The following is a 16,736-nucleotide window of genomic DNA, read 5'->3' on the forward strand; positions in this document are numbered from 1 at the left end:
CGGGGCCACTTTCTGGCCATGTCCCGACTCGGGGCGTGGAGTTTGCCGATAAGCGCGTCGTTCGTGATCGCTTCATGTCGTACCGCTGCAGCTCAGATGTCTTGAAACCTTAAAGATTTGGGGCAGGCGAGGTTATGAGACATCGCGCGAATCGGAGACGTCGTGACGCCCGTGCGGCCTACCCTCACCGGATGGGTCCATACGCACTGGGCAAGGACACTTGCCACTTGCCATTGACTGGCAACAAACCAGTGGCCCCGCCGGCATAGCGCGGGCGGGCCTCGACCACCCCGGCACCGGCGATGGCGCGGCGGAACTCCTCGGCGTGCCGACGTGCCATGTCGGCATCCATCTCGCCCTGCCGCGGCACATATCTGAAGGCACCGGCGCCGTTGCGCGCGGGCTCGGGTGAACCGCGGCTGATGCGAGCCGGAGCCGGCCGCCGCTGATGAGATCCGTGGCGCTGCCTCCTCGGCCATGTACAGAGGGTTTTCATAGGCGTCGTATTGAGCTAACTCCCTCCAAGGCGTGTGGCTCCACACTCGAAGCCCCGTATGATGCCTTTATGGCCCAGCCTCTACAGATTCAAAAGACCTCATACGCAGTGCTGGACTTTCTAGAATGGCAACGACAAGGAACTTTGGACTTGCAGCCGTTTTACCAGCGGCGCCCGGTCTGGAATCCGCGGATAAAGAGTCTGCTAATAGACTCCATCATTCGCGGCTTTCCCATTCCCTTGATATTCCTCCACAGCAGACTAAACGTCTCCACGTCTCGGAGCGTTAGACAGGTTGTGGATGGACAACAGCGATTGCGTACCATTCTTTCCTTCATCGATCCGGACTGTATCGACAATCCGGACGAGAGAGACGACTTCAGAATCCTTCGATCCCATAACAAGGAGTATGCGGGACGGACCTTCGCAGAACTACCTGACGAAGTTCAGACAGGCATCCTGCAGACGGCAATCTCGGTTAACGTTTTGCCTCCGGACGTTGCGGATGTCACTATTCTGGAGATTTTCCAGCGAATGAACACGACTGGGCTCAAACTCACCGAGCAGGAAATCCGAAACGGATCATATTTCGGCGAGTTCAAGGATCTTGCATACGCGCTTTCTTACGAGCAGAACCAGCGTTGGATGGATTGGAACTTGTTCACGCCCCAAGAAGTGGCTCAGATGCAAGAGGTTGAGTTCGCAAGCGACCTCATGGGAGCACTCCTACGGGGTGTGAGCGGACGTTCACACGCCCAGATAACCGCGTTGTATCGCGACTACGACGAAGGTTTCCCGCAACAAGATCGCGTTGCTGCTGACTTCCGGGAAAGCTTCGAGCGCCTAGCACCTCTCTATGATGGACGAGTCAACCCTTCGCTTCCTAAGCGATTCCGCTCGACCTCCTGGTTTTACCCATTGTTCGCCATAGTGTCTGGTCTCTCTGATGCCGGTTCGGACCCCAAGAACGATCTGAGCAACGGGTTACCAGTGAGCGCTCAATTCGATTTCAAATTCCCGATCACGCGACTCGCAGAAGCGCTCGTTGAAGTGGACCGGCGCATCGCTACCAAGGGGGAACTGCCCGACGAACTAGCCGAGAGCCTGCGTAGGCAGACCACGCACAAGGCCAGCAGGCTACAACGAATCCGACTCGTTCGCTCCGTGCTATAGCCAATGAGCGACGGCCCTCAACTTGCGGCTGATCTGGCATCAGAACTTTCTGGTTTGCGCAAATCCGTCGAGGACGCGGAACAGGCGTACAAGTCATCCAATCTTCAGCGAGGCACTCGTGACGACGTCGCGGAGCTCGCCCTTGTGCGAGCGATGGGCTTGTTCGAGGAGTTCCTAGGGGACCTCTTTTTCCTCGGCATGCTCGGGAAACTTGGGGCGGAAGTCGTTCCCATCGTTTCCGCTCAAAATGAAGAGGAAGCCACGCTTCTCATCGCTGGCTCTGATGCCGGAGACGCGAGATACATCGCATGGATGCCTCTGAAGGAAAAGACTTTGAGACGTGGTGACCGGCTCTTCACCAATGGGCAGCCGTTCTCGCGATTGTCTAATCGGTCAAGTGAAAAGTCCGCGATAAGCGACTTAACTGTCGTCCGGAATCGCATCGCACATGACAGTCCCATCGCGAGATCGAAATTCGTCGACCTTTCAAAGAGCAAGGGGTATCCACACACTCGCGCTGCTGACTACTTGATGAGCAAGCGAGGGAACGACAGCGAAATACTTCTAGGCCTTGTCCGACTCCAGTCCATAGGCGAAGGCCTCGCAGAGCCAACCGAAATTGGGGCGCGGGCATTGTTGGCCGCAGAGGATCCATACGAGCCATCCGTTTTGGCTCCCCCCGGCAGCTACCAGTGTGCCAGGAGCGGACATCCCCAATCTACAACGGACTATGCGACTCTCGGTGACTGCCCAGCATGCCCGCGACCGGTCAGGTGTGCGGAGTGCGGCCGCGCCGACAAGTTGAAAACTCTCTGGGTCCGTCTCTGAAGTCCCAGTCACAGGCTTGCGTGTTATATATTGTGCAGCGGATTCTCGTAGCGCATGTCGGGGTCGCTGCACTGGTTTTCACTGAACAGCTGTAGCGGTCCGCCTGCGTGTTCTGAAGTTGGGACTACCGCCTGATCGTGCGCCGGAAGCGTCATGGGCCTGACTGGAAACCGAACGAACCCCGAAAACGCTACGGCCTACGACCACTGAGCTCAATAGGACCGAATCATCCAGAGGAGATGCAGCTTGATGCACCGTGCGGATGGATTTGTAACATCCCTTTGAGGAAGCGTCCTGGTTGCTACTTGTGTGAAAAAGTGACGCTATTTCCACCGAGTCCATCAATGCGGACTTTGAAGGTAGGTTCAGAAGCGTCGTTGAAATTCCAGCCACTTCTCATAGTTGAGCTCTGTCCTGGTTCAAGTTTTGCATCCCAGTAGGCTTCCACTTTGTCATCCTGGACGGAACGGACATCAGAGTCGCCATCCTTAGCACTGTTGGCGACTAACTCAACATCACTAGGTCCCAAGATGACCTCTTCGGACAAATTCTTGATGCTGATATCGAAGTAAAGGTTGTCAGCTCCTTTCTCTTGTGTACCCCCAAGGGTCGTGACAGCAAAGTCTGCATCTTTCCCGGGCTTGAATTCTTGAGGTTCTTGCACCGTGATCTCGAGCAAAACCTGATTCCCACTGCGTCTGGAATCTTCATATATCGCTGTTTGCCCATAAAAGCACTCGCCGAAGTTCTCATCGATGTTGCAAGTCGTGTCTTCAACTTTGGCTTCTGGTTCAACCGAGTTTTGATCAACTTCTATCGGAGTTTGATCAGGTGAAGACGCTGGAGACGCCGAAGACGCCGAAGACGCCGAAGACGCTGTAGATGCTGAAGATGCACATCCGGAAACGACTAGAATTAGAGCCAGAAACAGAGGGAGCTTTTTCATACAGGGGCAATTCTCCTAGACGAGATGTCAGTGCAAGTGGTGTCTTCGGATTCTGGTTAGGAAATCCTGCCAATTGTAGCCTGTGAGGTCTCAAGGCATCACAGGGTCAACTACTTTGGACCTATGCAAGTCGCGGCGCTGGGCATGGCCTCACTGCTCAGGAGAGCGGCGCAAATGCTGGGCGCACCAGCAGATTCCCGCCAGCGGGATATGGTAGGACCCTAACCGCGAACTAATTGCCTTCTCGGAAGGTGCAGATGGCTTTTGGGCTGAGGTTGGATGGTTCATTACCCACGCATTGACTGGAATACGCTTTATCAGCCCCTGTTCGTTCACCTGAATCGCTAAAGCACTGATCAATGCTTCTCGGAGCATGTCTCGTAACCCTTGGGCTACGAGACGTCTCACTGGTGAGTAGGTGTTTTCACGGCATAGGTCCGACTTCCGGGGAATCCTGCAAGTTCCATTGCGATCAGCAAATTCTCGCAACTATGTCTCGCAACTTTCAGCTGAAATCGCTGTATTCATTGTTAGTTATGAGACAGGTGACGGCGGCCTGCCGACGGGCCCATCGTGCCGGCGCGACAATGGCCTCAGCACGGGCCCTACCATTCAAGGTGACCACGCGAGTCCCAAGTTTTGGAACAGTGTGAAATTCTTGGACGCTTTGTTCCGGACCTCGATGCGCGCCATGAAAACTAGATCGCTGACCCTCTGACGTCACACCCTAGAGTTTGCTGCTGCCCTTCCACTCTTCCGGCGTCACCCGCTTGATGCTTGATGAGTGCGCCCATCCCAGATGGTATTTGCCCGAGGGGTCAAGCCACTCAATCAGACCGTACGTGTGCGTCCAGGCCACGGCCTTACCGTAAATGCCGCTTACATACACGAGCGGCCGGCCATACTTCGGGAAGTCCCTGATTGGGGCCGGATCATCTATCGGCCGGCTCTTGTCGGCGTCCATGCGGGCCATCATTCGCTCGAGGTCGTCAGGGGAACCACTCTTGATCACAGGACCAATCTTAGAACATATATTCGAATAGGGGTTCAACTCTCGACTGACCAAGCCTCTAGCACCGGTGGTTGAGAAACGCTTTGAATCTGAACCTGCCAAATCTACGTCTAGTCATGTTGCGCCGCCCCACGACCTCCATGAAGTCGTGAGCCAATCTGCTCATCCCCATGGAAGTCGACAGACGGAGCACGCAATGTTTCTCGCAGCAGTGGATCCAGGCATCACCCCAAACGCTGATTTTCCTTTTCTTGAGTCGCTCAAACAGATCGGTGGCGGCATCCTGGTTGGAGCCTTCGTCGTCATCGCGATCGTGGCGATCATCGGAGCAGCCATGCTCCTCGCCGGCAAGCTGAGCCAGTCCTCGCGGCTGGCATCAGGCGGCGGCATGATTCTGCTCTGGACTGGACCGGTAGCTGCCATTTTGGGCGGCATCAACGGCTACATCCTTTGGTCCCAGACAGCGTTCCCGCTCGGGTTCTAGGCAACATCGGTCATGCCGGTTGAGTGTGATCTGAACGGATGGTGGCCGCCGGGCTGCGGTCTCGTCTCGCAGGCGAACGACGGCGTCCAGAGTTCCATCACGGCGTTCTTTGCCGACATTCTCGAGAACGTCGCTTCTTGGATCTGGTCTTTCATCACAGGCGCATTTGGCGCCTCCGACATCGACGATTCCCAGTGGGACTCCGTCAAAGGCCTGACGAATTGGTGGGTGGTCGTCATGATGACCCCGCTCGTCATCGCCATGATCCTCCAGCTGCTCTCCGGCCTCATCAGCCAGCAGCCCCGCCGCCTGATCCGGGCCTTGGTTGGCGGTGCCGCCGCGGTTCCCATGGTGGCCGGCGCTGTTTACCTGGTCCGGGAGCTCACCAAAGTCGGGGATTCCGCTGCCACGGCCCTCTTGGACTCCTTGGCGACGGACCCCTATGTCCTGTTCATGCGGCTCTTTGGCTTCGAGAAAGCTCCGGTGGACTCGGGCACGGAATGGAACGTTGTTTCGTTGGCCCCCGGGACAAGTGGTGGTGCAGGGGGTGCCGTAGTCGTGACGGCGATGGTAGTCATCGTTGTTTGGATTTTGGCGTTCATCCTGATGTGTTCGATGATCTTTCGCTCCTTCGCCCTCATCCTGCTCGCGGCCGTCGCCCCCGTGGCTCTCATGCTGATGCCCTGGGAGAAGACGCAATCGTGGGCGCGGCGGTGGGGCGAGATTGTGGTGGCTTTGCTCATCGCCAAACCGCTCGCCGCGACGGTGCTTGCCGTGGCCATCAAGCTTTTCGCCGAGTCCAAGTCGTTCGCCGGACTTGCTGCCGGCGTCGTGGGCATGGCACTGGCCTGCGGCGCACCGCTAACGGCTTTGCGCCTCGTGAGTTTCGCTGGTGGCGAGCTGGCGGCTGCCGCACAAACGGCCGGCGGCGGGCATGTCCTTTCCCGGAGCTCCGGCTTTGCTGCCCGGCAGATCAGCCGCCAAACAGGCGGGCGCTTCACGCTGGCTGCATTGGCCAGCCGCTCGGCAATTACCCGGCCGGTTCAGTCGAGCCGACCACAGTTTCCCACGCGGGCGCTGCCGCCAAGAGTACCGCTGCCGGAGCAGCTGATGGGCACAACGCCGTCGCGCACTTCCAGCGGGAACAACACGGCTCTAATGCTCGATGGCGGTACGTCGGCCCCCGCCACACCGTTTCCGCGAGCGCGAAGCGGCGTCCGCGGGCCGGACTGGAACCCGGGAGCGTCCGGCAATGGAACGCCGCCGCCAGGTGCCATAAGGGAAGGGCCGCAGTCTCCGGCTTCGAAGGCGCCTACCGCTGCCACTGCTTCTCCGGAGGCGGCTACGCCGCCTTCCCCCATCCGGCCTCAAACCACCGCCAAACCTCCGATTGACAGTGATTCCCATGTCTGAAAACTCGCGGAGTCTTGAGCCCGTCAAATTCCCGCGGTACGAACGTCGCGGCTTGTTCATGGGCCTGAAGTGGTACCAACTGCTCCTGCTCGCGGCCGGTGTTCTCGTGGGCAGTGTGGCTTCGGCAGTGCGCGGACCCGTAGGTCTCTTCACGTCCGGGCCGCTATGGCTTGTTCTGATACTTCTCGGATTGCTGCAGTACTCACGGATCCCCTACCCAGTGTGGATCAGCCATGCCGTGCTGTACTTCTACAGGTTGGCCGCAAAACAGACCCGCTATCTGATGCGGCCGGAGCGGCCTGTCCTTGCTGGGCGACTGGCGCTTCCGGGCGGGTTGGGAAACCTGGAGCTGCGCCGCGCTTCCCGCGGCGAGTCGTTCATAGTGGACTGCCGCGGCAAGGAGGCAATAGCCGTCCTGCGCTGCAGCACCAAGTCATTCGCACTCATGGACGGCGACGATAAGGCCTGGGCAGTGCAGGCGTGGTCCAGGGTGCAGGCAGGACTGGCCCAGCGGGGTTGCGTGGCCAGAATCGCGGTGCAGGACTATACGGTCCCATACCCCTCCACGGCCCTTCGTGACTTCTACGAAGGCACAGTCCGCCGGCAAACCGGTGACTCCGACGAATGCACCTGGGGCGAGCGGTCTTACGAGGATTTGATCGCGGCGGCTGGTTCCGCCATGAGTCATGAGCTGTTGCTAACTCTTGTTGTGGACACTGCCAAGGCCCGACGTCGGATACGGGAGGCAGGAGGGGGAGTCCTCGGCGTCGAACGCGTACTGCGGCTGGAGGTTGAGGCCATGACCTCCGCCCTGGGAACACACAGCGTCAGCGTCGACGAGTGGTTGCCGGAGGCAGGTCTTCTCAGGGTCGTTCGTGCTGCCTTTGACCCGGCATCCGCAGCAACCCCAGACAGGCAACAAGCAGGCGCTCTAACGGAAGCGGAGGGTCAGAACGAGCCGGAGCCCACGGCTTCCAGCATCCTCGCTGCGCCCATGGCGATCGAGGAGCACTGGACGTATGTGCGGACGGACACAGGCTTTCACCAAACGTTCTGGATAGCCGAATGGCCGCGGCAGAAGGTCTATCCAGGCTTTCTTCACCCCCTTATCTACGTGGGTGAATTCCGGCATACGGTGACCGAGGTAATCCGGACTGTGCCGACAACCGAAGCACTTCGCGATATTCGTTCTGCCCAGGAAGCCCATGAGACCCGGAGACGGATCAACGCGCGCTTCGACAGGCCCCTTACCCGCGAGCAGAAGGCAGAGGAGGAAGAAGTCGCACAGCGCGAAGAAGAGATCGTCGCGGGCCACGGGGATGTGCGGCCAGCCGCGTACGTGACGATCACAGGCGCGACAATTGAAGATCTCGCCCGGTACAGGCAAGAACTGGAGTCGGCAGCCGCAGGAGCCTTCGTTGAATTGCGGCTGCTGGCTGGCCAGCAATGGGCAGCGTTCGTGGCCGGGGCACTGCCGTTCGGGCGGGGCCTTCGATGAGGCGCACAACGCATGCCGTTCAGTACATGCCATTGGGCACGAAGCGGCAGAGGGAACGGCGGCCACGGGACACTGACGCGAGCCAGGTCTCCGGGTCCCTGATTCAGAACCTCAGCGAGAAGCTTGGCGCCCGGCTGGACAGAACGGAGCGCGGCGGCGACTGGGGGAGCCGAGAGCCGAAGTCTCTTCGCGGTCCACACCGGCTGCGCCCGGCACCACACCGCGCGTCCACGATGACCTTCGCAGCGGCCTACCCGTTTATCACTGAATCAGGACTCGGCCACGAAGGTACCTACATCGGTACGGACGTCTTCGGCTCGGGGGCGTTTTCCTACGACCCATGGATTCTCTACGACAAGGGCGTCATCAGCGGCCCCTCGATCGTTGTCATTGGCACTGTCGGGACCGGGAAATCCATGTGCGGAAAGTCCTTGGTTGCCAGGTCCATAACCCTTGGGCGGAAGGCCGCCGTCGCCTCCGATCCCAAGGGCGAATGGGTTGCAGTCGCCAACGCGGTCGGCGGCAGGGTCATTTCAGTCGGTCCAGGTCGGCCGGCCCGCGTCAACCCGCTCGATGCCGGTCCGCGCTCAAGTGCCCTGAGCGAGGCCCAGTGGCAGGCAGTGGTGCGTCAACGCCGTCGCTACCTGCTCGTGGCGCTGGTCTCTCTGATGCGGCAGGGCATGCCGTTACGGCCCGTGGAGCACACGGCCTTGGACATGGCATTGACAGAGACCGTTGCCGAGAACTCGAACCCGACGTTGCCGATGGTGCTTGACCACCTCCTGAATCCGTCCAAGGAAACAGTCGGGCTGGTCGGCAAGGACGGCGGACTGGCGGTTGCACACTCTCTCCGGCGCACGGTCTCCGGTGACCTGGAAGGAATGTTTGACGCTCCCTCCACCGTTGCCTTCGACGCCGACGCACCCATGATGGTGATGGACACGTCAGCACTTATCGGCGCTTCCGAACAAGCACTGGCGCTCGCGGCCGCGTGCGGTGCCACGTGGCTCGAGGCGGCCGTCACTAATCCCGACGGCGGCAAACGGCTTGTGGTCTACGACGAAGGCTGGCGCATGCTGGCCGACCCCTACATGCTCGCCAAGATGAGCGAACAGTGGCGTCTGGCACGCACGTACGGCATCGCGAATCTGCTCATCATGCACAAGGTGGCCGACCTCAATGAAATCGGCGATAGCACCAGCGGCCACCGACAAAAAGCCCTCGGCCTGCTCACCGAAGCAGATACCAGGATCATCTACCGGCAAAAGCACGACGCGATGCGCCTGACCAAGGAAGCACTTGGGTTATCGGAGGCTGAATGCGAGCACGTAGAGAACCTCCCCAAGGGCGTGGGACTCTGGAAAGTCGGAAACCGGTCCTTCATTGTGGCCAACCGGGTCACGACCGATGAGTTGAAAGTATTCGGCACCGACGCCCGGATGCTCTGAGGCCATCCATGAGTTCCCGTCGAGGTACCGAAAACCCGCTGCTCACCGCCGGGCTTGTTGCCGCGGCCGGCTACATTTGCCTCTGCTTCCTGGTCCAGGGCGCTGCAAGTCTTGCTATTTCGTGGCGCTGCGGCGGTAGTAGGCCGTCGCCGTTCAACCCTGCCGCCGTCGTCGGGCTCTTAGCCGGCCGAATCGATTGGATCATCCGTGAGCCGAAGCAGTGCGACGTCGGGACCGGCACCATCTGGTGCATCGTCGGGCCAGTGCTTCTCATCTTGGCCGCGCTCGCCGTTGGGTCTGTTGTGCTGTGGCGCAGGTGGAAGCAATCAGGTGCCTGGCTGCGCCTGGACATCCTCAACCGCGAAGGAATCGCCCGGCACGCGGAAATTCAACAGGACTTCGGAAGCCGGGCTGTTCGACGCCGCGGAAAGGTCACAAGGCCAGGACTGGCCAAACCAAGGATTCAGGACGTGGCCTGGACGCTGGGCCGTTCCCGCGGTGTCACGATCCATGTCTCCACGGAGGAGTCGATGGTCATCCAGGGTGCTCCCCGCTCAGGCAAGGGGCTCTACGTGATCATCAACGCGATCCTCGATGCGCCCGGCGCTGTGGTGACGACTTCCACACGCGCGGACAACCTGGCCGTCACCATGACGGCCCGTTCTACCGGCGGCCGGCCGGTTACTGTTTTCGACCCGCAAGGCATGTCGGGGCTGCCGTCAACCCTCCGCTGGTCACCTGTCCGCGGATGCGAAAACCCTGACATCGCTACCCGTCGCGCTCTCGTCATCACCGCGGACACGGAGATGAAAGGCGAGAATGCCGCGTGGCAGAAGCGCTCGCTGATCATCCTGCAGTGCCTTCTCCACGCCGCCGCTTTGTCCGGGGAAGGAGTCCGGGCATTTCGGCGCTGGTCGTCCAGCCCGGTGCTGGCACGGGAAGCACTCGAAATCCTCAGTCGCAAGGAAGCAGCGCTTGGTTGGCAGGCCGATCTTATGGGCATCCTCGAGGACGACCCGAGAAATACCTCGAACTCGTGGATTGGTGTCTCGGCGGCGGTTGCGCCCCTGTCGTCGCCCAAAGTGCTTGCCGCCCTGGATCCCCAGGACGAATCTGAGGAATTCGAGCCCAAGGAGTTCATTCGGGACCGCGGCACCCTCTATCTGATCGGCACGCGGGCGGGAGCCGCAGCGGCGGGGCCATATCTTTCAGCCTTGATCGATGACATCGACAACGCTGCCCGGGAGATGGCCTTTGTAGCGCCGGGAGGCAGGCTCGACCCACCGCTGTCCCTCATCCTTGACGAGATTGCCAACCTGGCTCCGTGGCCGGGGCTGCCCATCGTACTTTCTGATGGCGGTGGCATCGGGATCTCCACTCTTGTTGTCCTGCAGTCCCTATCCCAGGCACGGACCGGCTGGTCCGTCGATGAGGCGGCCACCATCTGGGATTCCGCCATCATCAAGGTGATTTTCGGAGGGGGCTCAGACGAACGTGATCTGCGGTCCCTCGCTGGATTGCTGGGGGAGCGGAGCATCACTCTCAACACCCGGTCCTGGTCTGCGCAGGGCCGTCAGGACGGAGAACAAATCCGAGAAAGCCCGGTCCTGCCGCTCCATGAGATTCGTCGTCTGCCGGCCGGCACCGCTCTCATGCTCGGGCGACGAAGCCGCCCGATCCTCTTGGATCTGCGGGAATGGCACAAGCGCAAAGACGCCGCCGAGCTTGGCCGCTCCAAACGGGAGGTCGAACAGGCCCTGGCAGACGGTCATATCTTGAGACAGCAAGCGGCGGGTGAGGTGAACGATGATCAGTAGTGACGACGTCGAACGCTTTGAGATCCCCTCAGCTGGAGGGGAAGACGACGAGCTGACCGCGGAGCTATTTCGCTCTGCGTTGCGTCCACCTGGCCGGACCGCCGGTATGACATATCGCTGGCGTGAATTGACAGGCGCGCAAGCCCGAAGCGTGTGGACTGCTCTGGCAGCATGGGTCCGCTGGCTGGTGGCCACCTATCAGCTGACAACGTCGGTAGTCCCGGATTGCTGGTGGCGCCACTCTGAGATCGTCGCTGAGCTCTATGCCCTGCAACGCGCGGAACTGGCCTCGTACGCCAGCGACGATTCTGGTTTCGGCCCCCTGGCCTTTCACGAAAGGCTGCCCCACGCCGTCGAACGTCTGCGGACCCATACCAGGACTGCCGGTTGTGTCGGGCTGCAGGCACATAAAGACCCAACGCCGAGAATCCTCCCGACGGACACGCCGGAGTTTATCGAGTGGCAGGCGGCCGCCCACCAGCTCGTCGACGAGTTCTGAAGTCATGCTGCTGGCGCAGCCGAGGACATGAATTGGTATCCGCAAAGAGGTTCCGGCGGACTCCCATGAAGCAAGGAAGGCGGCTGTCGTGGCCCCTAAACCTGAAGATGCACGGAGCGCCGTGACGGCCGATGTCCCGCCTGGCACCAATATGGGCGGTACGCGCATGACGCCGGAAGAGCGCATCGCTACTTTGACCGAGGGCCTCCATAAGATCCTGGAGAAGGCTGTGGAGTCGCCGTCGCACTGGCAGGTACTGCTGGACGCCTCGTCAACCTTGTGGCGATACTCTGGCGGCAACGTCGCATTGCTCGTGATGCAGATGGCCCAGCGTGGCACCGAAGAACCCACCCTTGTTGCGGGGTACAAGGAGTGGGCCCGCCACGGCCGTACTGTGACAAAAGGTGAACATGCACTCTGGGTGATCGCTCCACGAACGGCGCGAGTCCAGCAAGTGGCGCTTCCTGACGGTACCCGCCAGCGTGTGCCTGTGGGCGGTCAGTTGCCGCACGGCGCGGTCGACGAAGGAAAGAAGACGATCATCACTGGTTGGCGCGGCCAGGCAGTCTTTGATGTGTCGCAGACGCAGGGCAGTCCACTGCTGGTGCCGCGGGGTCTCGGCTCCGGGGTTGATGCCGCTGAACTGTGGGGTTCTCTGGAAGCTGTAGCGAGGAGTCATGGATTCCACGTCGACGTCACGGATGCGCAGTATGGGCTGACCAGTGGCTTCACGGATTTCGCCGAACAGCGGGTACAGATTGGTGCTTGGCTCAGCCCTGAAGAGCGAACAGCGGTCCTCGCACATGAGCTCGGGCACGTGCTGCTCCATGGGCCCGATGACAGGCTGGGACGCCTCTACGGGAGCAGTGCCGACCACCGAGGACTGGCCGAGGTAGAGGCCGAATCCGTGGCGTACACGGTGCTGAAGGCACATGGAATCGACCGAGGCCCCCAGTCGGCGACCTACCTGGCCGGCTGGGCTGACGCCGTCCTCGACGCGGAGAAGGATGCGATCTCCCAAGAGACGGGCAGCAAGCTTCCTGGATCCCGCGTGGACATCGCTAAGTCGGTACTGGGCCGAGTAACTGCCGCCAGCAAGGGAATTCTCGAAATCACCCATCCGCCGGGATTCGGCGGCAAAATCACCGCCGTCCAGGTGGACCCTTGGCTGGACCCGTCAACGACTTACGTCGGCATAGAACGGCCAACGTCGACCGATGGGCCGGTGATGGCTGGCCCCTGACGTCGACTGCGTTCATCTGTCCGGCGGGAGAGTCCCGCCGGCTCCTGAAAGGAGAAGTAAATGGGCACCAAGATCCCGATCAACATCGCGGGCAACCTCGTTGCCGACCCCGAGCTCACTGTGGGTGAAAGCGGGGTAGCCCACGCCAAGCTGAGGGTCGCTGTCAATCAGCGAATCCAGGGGGCGGACGGCACCTGGCAGGACGGAGAACCCGTCTTTCACAACGTATCCGCGTTCCGGGCGCTCGCAGAGAACGCCGCGACTTCGCTGAAGAAGGGGGACCCGGTCACCGTGGCGGGTGAGCTGGAGTTCCGTTCGTACGAGAAGGATGGCGAACGCCGCGAAGCCCGTCGCATTGTTGCCGACACCATCGGACCGGACCTGCGGTTTGGCACTGCGGCCTACCAGCGTACGTCGCATGCCGCGGGCGTGGTGGCCTCTCCCGAGGTTCAAGCCGGTGTCGAGGCGGCAGCTGTCGAACCTGTGGCGCAGGCATACAACGTCTCGTTGAAGCCTCCGGTGTTTCTGCCTCATAAAAGCCAAGCGGCCGGGAATCAGATCAGCTTCTAACCACCGCCACTGAGTCGCGCCGTGGCGCTCGCGGCCTGACAAAACGAGGAATCGGAAGGCAAGCTTGGCTGCCTTCCGATTCCTCGTTTGGGCAGCCTTCCGCTTCCTCGTTTAAGAGGCATGGCAACCGATTCCTTCTTGACTTTTCACCTGCTCTGGAAGAGCGCCCTCCGCACAGTGGTACGTGGTTAACGCCCGATTTGAACTACCACCGGACGAACGACCGGTGCCGCTCGCGAGCAGTCCGGAAGATGTTCAGGATTTCTCCGAAGATGGAGGGCTACCGATTGACACCCGGGAACTCTTCCAGATGGTGCGCTTGGTGGAGAACGGGAAACTCACACAACGTGAAGCTCAGGCAAAATGATCGCGGCAACGGGAACTTTCGAGTGCTCCAAGCCCTCAGTGGACGCTTCCCGGATTGGTGATCTAGATGACGACGGGTTCGCCAAAGTGGGCCGGAAGTGTAGCCAGTCCCTGACGCGAGTGTTCGCTCGGTCCGGCTGGTCGAAAAGCGCCGGCTTGAAGGCCCCATACGTGAAGGGCCCCACCTTCATGTGCGCTATTTCGTCAGATGCGTCCCGCACCGTTGCTGCCACTTCAAGTAGGGCACGGTCAAGGGCGAACAAATCGAGTTCCTCACCCCAAAATGCAGCGTTCCAGAACCCGGGAAGAACTGCCTCAGAGATTCTCCCACTGGCCCGACGGCGTCAAGCGGCGTTCTTAAACGCACTCCATCCCGGCTAATGTGCCAGTCAATTAGGGAAGCAGTGTTGGTCAAGAAGACAGAATCTAGCCGTTCGTCAAAGTGCTCAAAGCTGTCTCGAACATTCGTGACTTTCAAAAGGGGCGAACTTTCGTCAAAGTGAAGAAGTTCGCGAAGCCTGGCGCCCCCCGCTTGGCGACGGACTCACGTTCGCGAAAAGTATCTTTCGGCCGAGGCCTAACGCCGACAGGATTCAGGATGCGGCTGATCACTATGCCTGCGAAGAGAGCGCTTTGCAAGTCGCCCCATACGGTTGCGTCGTCCGTGGGCGTGTCTGGCTGGACCGCCCTGACCCACCCTCGCGTCAAACTCTGGCTCGCTATCTGCGCTTGACGTTTTAGCTCATCCATGTAGTGCTGGAGTTGAAGTGCATCAGTCGATGCCTGTGTGCCACCACGGATTGAGCTCATTAGGTTTGTCATGCCGCTACTGTAGCGAGACCGCCGTGTGCTGCACCGAAATGCGAAGCCCCGGACATGCGAGGCTGTGATCCGGTTATGCGCCGCCGCTGCCTGGCATGGATTGGAATGCGATCGCCAATTGGGGGCCGCTGGCAACCAATCCGGCGACCGTAGGAAAAAATAGTTTGTCTCGGAACTTGGACCATGCGCCCTCACTTTTTGTGAAGGACATCGCCATTTGCACAGCGGTGGCTAGTCGCTCGACGGCTGCCTGAAGAGCGAAATCGCCCGTCATCTCGTAGTCTTCGAGGCAGTGCCTGGCATGGGCCGCGATGATGTAGATGTGCTTTCGCAGATCAGCTGGCAATGTTTCATCCGCACCGAGCGCGGTGATCACTTCATTGATTGTCGTAAGATATGAATCGCGGCTTGCCTCGTCCACCTTGGGCACCTGATTTTCGAGTAGATGCGCGACGAGATCCAGTGCGTCCAAGGCATCCTGATCCCAAAGGTTCGGGTAGCCCTTGTCCGGAACCTGCAGCCAATTGTGCGGATATGCGAAAACCCATTTGGTCCATTTGGCCAAATTCCGCTGTATCGAGTCGCGCCGTGATCCAGGAAGGTCCATGCCAGAGACAATCTGGTCAATCTCATCGATGAGTCTTATAGCGCGCCGGTGACGTTGCATCAGCGATTCGTCATCGTGGATGCCACGAGACGAGTAAATCGGCTTGGTCGGCTCCTGCACCCAGTCACTCAAGATTTGATGCAGTAATTCTGCGGGATTAGCCATTGAATATGCCCCCAAATAGCGCAAGCGTTTCCTTTGGTGTCCTGCCGCGATCCCTGCCGCGAAAACACCATTATCGAAGGGTACCGCATCTGCAGTCCTTTAATTATCCGCCCAATGAGTGAGCACCTCGGCGGTCGAGGCACAGGCCCTACGAGCGAAGCCAAGTCGTTAGCCGTTGCTTCCTCCACGACTTCATCAACGGCCGCGAAAGTCTGCGGGTGGCCAATCTGAAGACCGTTCTCCATCAATTCGGCCTTCTGTTGAATCCAGATCCGTGCAGGTTCTGAGGTGTCAGATTCCCCGATGTGGACGCATACCATCTCACTCGCGCTGTCGCTTGTAGTTGCCCGCCCAGGGCGTGGAGTTATGAAGCGAGTTGCTGCAGGCCCATGTCGGTTCCCCTTTTTGATGCTCTATTGTCCACCTCGATAGATGCCTTTTCGTCGGCGGCTCATAAACAGCTAAAGATGCACAACGGTTGTGCCGCTTGTCTTCGGCATGCTGCGGCTGACTGTAGTGTTCGTTGTGTTCGTCCGCATAGCAAATTCTGCATGGATTTTGACGAGGTTGGTCTAGCCACCGTGGACAGCTAGCATCATCAGCAACAACCTCTTGCGGGAAAAGCAGGAGCCACATCTGGACGAGCCCGCTCGTCGCCTACTTACGCTCGTCGCCGCAGTCCCAGCGCTGCTCGACCACTCCTATGCTCGCTCCCGCATTGGGCACCGCGGGCGCCCAGCCAAGGCAATCCGAAGCAGGTATGTAGTACGTTGCCGGCCACGGCGAACCCGGCATGACCTGAGCAGGATCCGGTGAAATAAGGAGCACGGAGCCCGGCCAGATCGGTTCATGCAAGGCCTCTAGCCAAGCTGGCTGCACGTGGTCGAAGCGGTTCCACCTAATGGTGATCCAAGAGCCCGTGGGCTCAAGCGCGTCGACGCTCAGAACGGTGACCTCTGCCGTTGTGCCGTGCACGCGCTTCGCCTCATCGAAGCTCTTCCACTTTTCCCTTGCTGCCGCCGTCCAGGTACGCCTCCGACGTACCCGGGCCAGCCAGATTGCACCAACAACGGGTGCAGCGAGAAGGAATGCAAGAGCCGCCACTATTGATGGCCATTGAGACGGCCGGGTCCCGGCAATAGAAGCTAGAAGAAAGGCAGCGCAGATCACCGTCACTACGCTGACAAGAATCAGCGACGGTGTCGCAAGCTTCGGCTTCAGGACTGGGTTCGCATCCACTGGTTACCCCCGCGCCCAGTTTAGTCTCCGAGGGGCGGTCGCCGCGCCGTGGCGGTGGAAAATTGGTGGGTCCCTCACCTGTCTTGGTCGTGATCTGGTGCTCATCGGTG

The 16,736-nt window shown here is 60.0% G+C and carries 14 protein-coding genes and 1 pseudogene; 10 read left to right on the forward strand and 5 right to left on the reverse strand.

Going from position 1 to position 16,736, the window contains the following annotated elements; translation table 11 throughout:
- Window positions 1–235: 235 nt before the first annotated feature.
- Window positions 236–497 (reverse strand): annotated as a pseudogene (locus ACFRAU_RS10975) (LLM class flavin-dependent oxidoreductase); the annotation flags it as partial.
- Window positions 498–565: 68 nt separating this feature from the next.
- On the opposite strand from ACFRAU_RS10975, the gene ACFRAU_RS10980 reads away from it, so the two are divergent.
- Both ACFRAU_RS10980 and ACFRAU_RS10985 read left to right on the forward strand, forming a co-directional pair.
- On the forward strand, window positions 566–1,669 hold the full coding sequence (locus tag ACFRAU_RS10980; RefSeq protein WP_377999909.1) for a DUF262 domain-containing protein: 1,104 nt from the start codon (window positions 566–568) through the stop codon (window positions 1,667–1,669).
- Between the two features lie 3 nt (window positions 1,670–1,672).
- A complete protein-coding gene (locus ACFRAU_RS10985) occupies window positions 1,673–2,497 on the forward strand; it encodes a hypothetical protein (protein ID WP_377999910.1) in 825 nt (274 codons plus the stop codon).
- Window positions 2,498–2,798: 301 nt separating this feature from the next.
- Here ACFRAU_RS10985 and ACFRAU_RS10990 read toward each other — a convergent pair whose 3' ends face one another.
- Together ACFRAU_RS10990 and ACFRAU_RS10995 are read right to left on the reverse strand one after the other, a co-directional pair.
- On the reverse strand, window positions 2,799–3,443 hold the full coding sequence (locus tag ACFRAU_RS10990) for a hypothetical protein (RefSeq protein WP_377999911.1): 645 nt from the start codon (window positions 3,441–3,443) through the stop codon (window positions 2,799–2,801).
- Between the two features lie 727 nt (window positions 3,444–4,170).
- Window positions 4,171–4,407, reverse strand: a complete 237-nt coding sequence (locus ACFRAU_RS10995) for a hypothetical protein (RefSeq protein ID WP_377999912.1) — start codon at window positions 4,405–4,407, stop codon at window positions 4,171–4,173.
- Window positions 4,408–4,651: 244 nt separating this feature from the next.
- Between ACFRAU_RS10995 and ACFRAU_RS11000 the strand changes: the two genes are divergently transcribed.
- The 8 genes from ACFRAU_RS11000 to ACFRAU_RS11035 all read left to right on the forward strand — a co-directional run bounded on the left by ACFRAU_RS11000 (window position 4,652) and on the right by ACFRAU_RS11035 (window position 13,427).
- Window positions 4,652–4,939, forward strand: coding sequence for a hypothetical protein (locus ACFRAU_RS11000; protein ID WP_056345693.1), 288 nt, complete (start codon window positions 4,652–4,654; stop codon window positions 4,937–4,939).
- A gap of 12 nt (window positions 4,940–4,951) precedes the next feature.
- Window positions 4,952–6,352 (forward strand): type IV secretion system protein, encoded by a 1,401-nt coding sequence (locus ACFRAU_RS11005; protein ID WP_377999913.1) that lies wholly within the window; start codon window positions 4,952–4,954, stop codon window positions 6,350–6,352.
- On the forward strand, window positions 6,345–7,850 hold the full coding sequence (locus ACFRAU_RS11010; protein WP_377999914.1) for an SCO6880 family protein: 1,506 nt from the start codon (window positions 6,345–6,347) through the stop codon (window positions 7,848–7,850). Before ACFRAU_RS11005 ends, ACFRAU_RS11010 begins: the two co-directional genes overlap by 8 nt.
- A gap of 233 nt (window positions 7,851–8,083) precedes the next feature.
- Window positions 8,084–9,298 carry an ATP-binding protein gene (locus ACFRAU_RS11015; RefSeq protein ID WP_377999915.1) on the forward strand — a complete coding sequence of 405 codons (1,215 nt, stop codon included), beginning with the start codon at window positions 8,084–8,086 and terminating at the stop codon, window positions 9,296–9,298.
- An 8-nt stretch (window positions 9,299–9,306) separates the two neighbouring features.
- Window positions 9,307–11,115, forward strand: a complete 1,809-nt coding sequence (locus ACFRAU_RS11020) for a TraM recognition domain-containing protein (RefSeq protein ID WP_377999916.1) — start codon at window positions 9,307–9,309, stop codon at window positions 11,113–11,115.
- The gene (locus tag ACFRAU_RS11025) at window positions 11,105–11,614 is read left to right on the forward strand and encodes a hypothetical protein (protein WP_377999917.1); all 510 of its coding nucleotides are present in this window, start codon (window positions 11,105–11,107) and stop codon (window positions 11,612–11,614) included. Before ACFRAU_RS11020 ends, ACFRAU_RS11025 begins: the two co-directional genes overlap by 11 nt.
- A gap of 121 nt (window positions 11,615–11,735) precedes the next feature.
- Entirely contained in the window at window positions 11,736–12,857 is a 1,122-nt protein-coding gene (locus tag ACFRAU_RS11030; RefSeq protein WP_377999918.1) for an ArdC-like ssDNA-binding domain-containing protein, read from the forward strand.
- 60 nt (window positions 12,858–12,917) lie between these two features.
- A complete protein-coding gene (locus ACFRAU_RS11035; protein WP_377999919.1) occupies window positions 12,918–13,427 on the forward strand; it encodes a single-stranded DNA-binding protein in 510 nt (169 codons plus the stop codon).
- A 1,261-nt stretch (window positions 13,428–14,688) separates the two neighbouring features.
- Here ACFRAU_RS11035 and ACFRAU_RS11040 read toward each other — a convergent pair.
- Both ACFRAU_RS11040 and ACFRAU_RS11045 read right to left on the reverse strand, forming a co-directional pair.
- A complete protein-coding gene (locus ACFRAU_RS11040) occupies window positions 14,689–15,387 on the reverse strand; it encodes a hypothetical protein (protein WP_377999920.1) in 699 nt (232 codons plus the stop codon).
- 657 nt (window positions 15,388–16,044) lie between these two features.
- Window positions 16,045–16,626: a hypothetical protein gene (locus ACFRAU_RS11045; RefSeq protein WP_377999921.1), complete on the reverse strand. Its 582-nt coding sequence runs from the start codon at window positions 16,624–16,626 to the stop codon at window positions 16,045–16,047.
- Window positions 16,627–16,736: the final 110 nt, after the last annotated feature.

The sequence above is a fragment of the Arthrobacter sp. NPDC056691 genome (assembly GCF_042791415.1).
Lineage (GTDB): Bacteria > Actinomycetota > Actinomycetes > Actinomycetales > Micrococcaceae > Arthrobacter.

Bases quoted from the DNA above. Each gene is read 5' to 3' on its own strand.
- ACFRAU_RS10980 (WP_377999909.1), top strand. From the start codon at position 566: ATGGCCCAGCCTCTACAGATTCAAAAGACCTCATACGCAGTGCTGGAC.
- ACFRAU_RS10985 (WP_377999910.1), top strand. From the start codon at position 1,673: ATGAGCGACGGCCCTCAACTTGCGGCTGATCTGGCATCAGAACTTTCT.
- ACFRAU_RS10990 (WP_377999911.1), bottom strand. From the start codon at position 3,443: ATGAAAAAGCTCCCTCTGTTTCTGGCTCTAATTCTAGTCGTTTCCGGA.
- ACFRAU_RS10995 (WP_377999912.1), bottom strand. From the start codon at position 4,407: ATGGACGCCGACAAGAGCCGGCCGATAGATGATCCGGCCCCAATCAGG.
- ACFRAU_RS11000 (WP_056345693.1), top strand. From the start codon at position 4,652: ATGTTTCTCGCAGCAGTGGATCCAGGCATCACCCCAAACGCTGATTTT.
- ACFRAU_RS11005 (WP_377999913.1), top strand. From the start codon at position 4,952: ATGCCGGTTGAGTGTGATCTGAACGGATGGTGGCCGCCGGGCTGCGGT.
- ACFRAU_RS11010 (WP_377999914.1), top strand. From the start codon at position 6,345: ATGTCTGAAAACTCGCGGAGTCTTGAGCCCGTCAAATTCCCGCGGTAC.
- ACFRAU_RS11015 (WP_377999915.1), top strand. From the start codon at position 8,084: ATGACCTTCGCAGCGGCCTACCCGTTTATCACTGAATCAGGACTCGGC.
- ACFRAU_RS11020 (WP_377999916.1), top strand. From the start codon at position 9,307: ATGAGTTCCCGTCGAGGTACCGAAAACCCGCTGCTCACCGCCGGGCTT.
- ACFRAU_RS11025 (WP_377999917.1), top strand. From the start codon at position 11,105: ATGATCAGTAGTGACGACGTCGAACGCTTTGAGATCCCCTCAGCTGGA.
- ACFRAU_RS11035 (WP_377999919.1), top strand. From the start codon at position 12,918: ATGGGCACCAAGATCCCGATCAACATCGCGGGCAACCTCGTTGCCGAC.
- ACFRAU_RS11040 (WP_377999920.1), bottom strand. From the start codon at position 15,387: ATGGCTAATCCCGCAGAATTACTGCATCAAATCTTGAGTGACTGGGTG.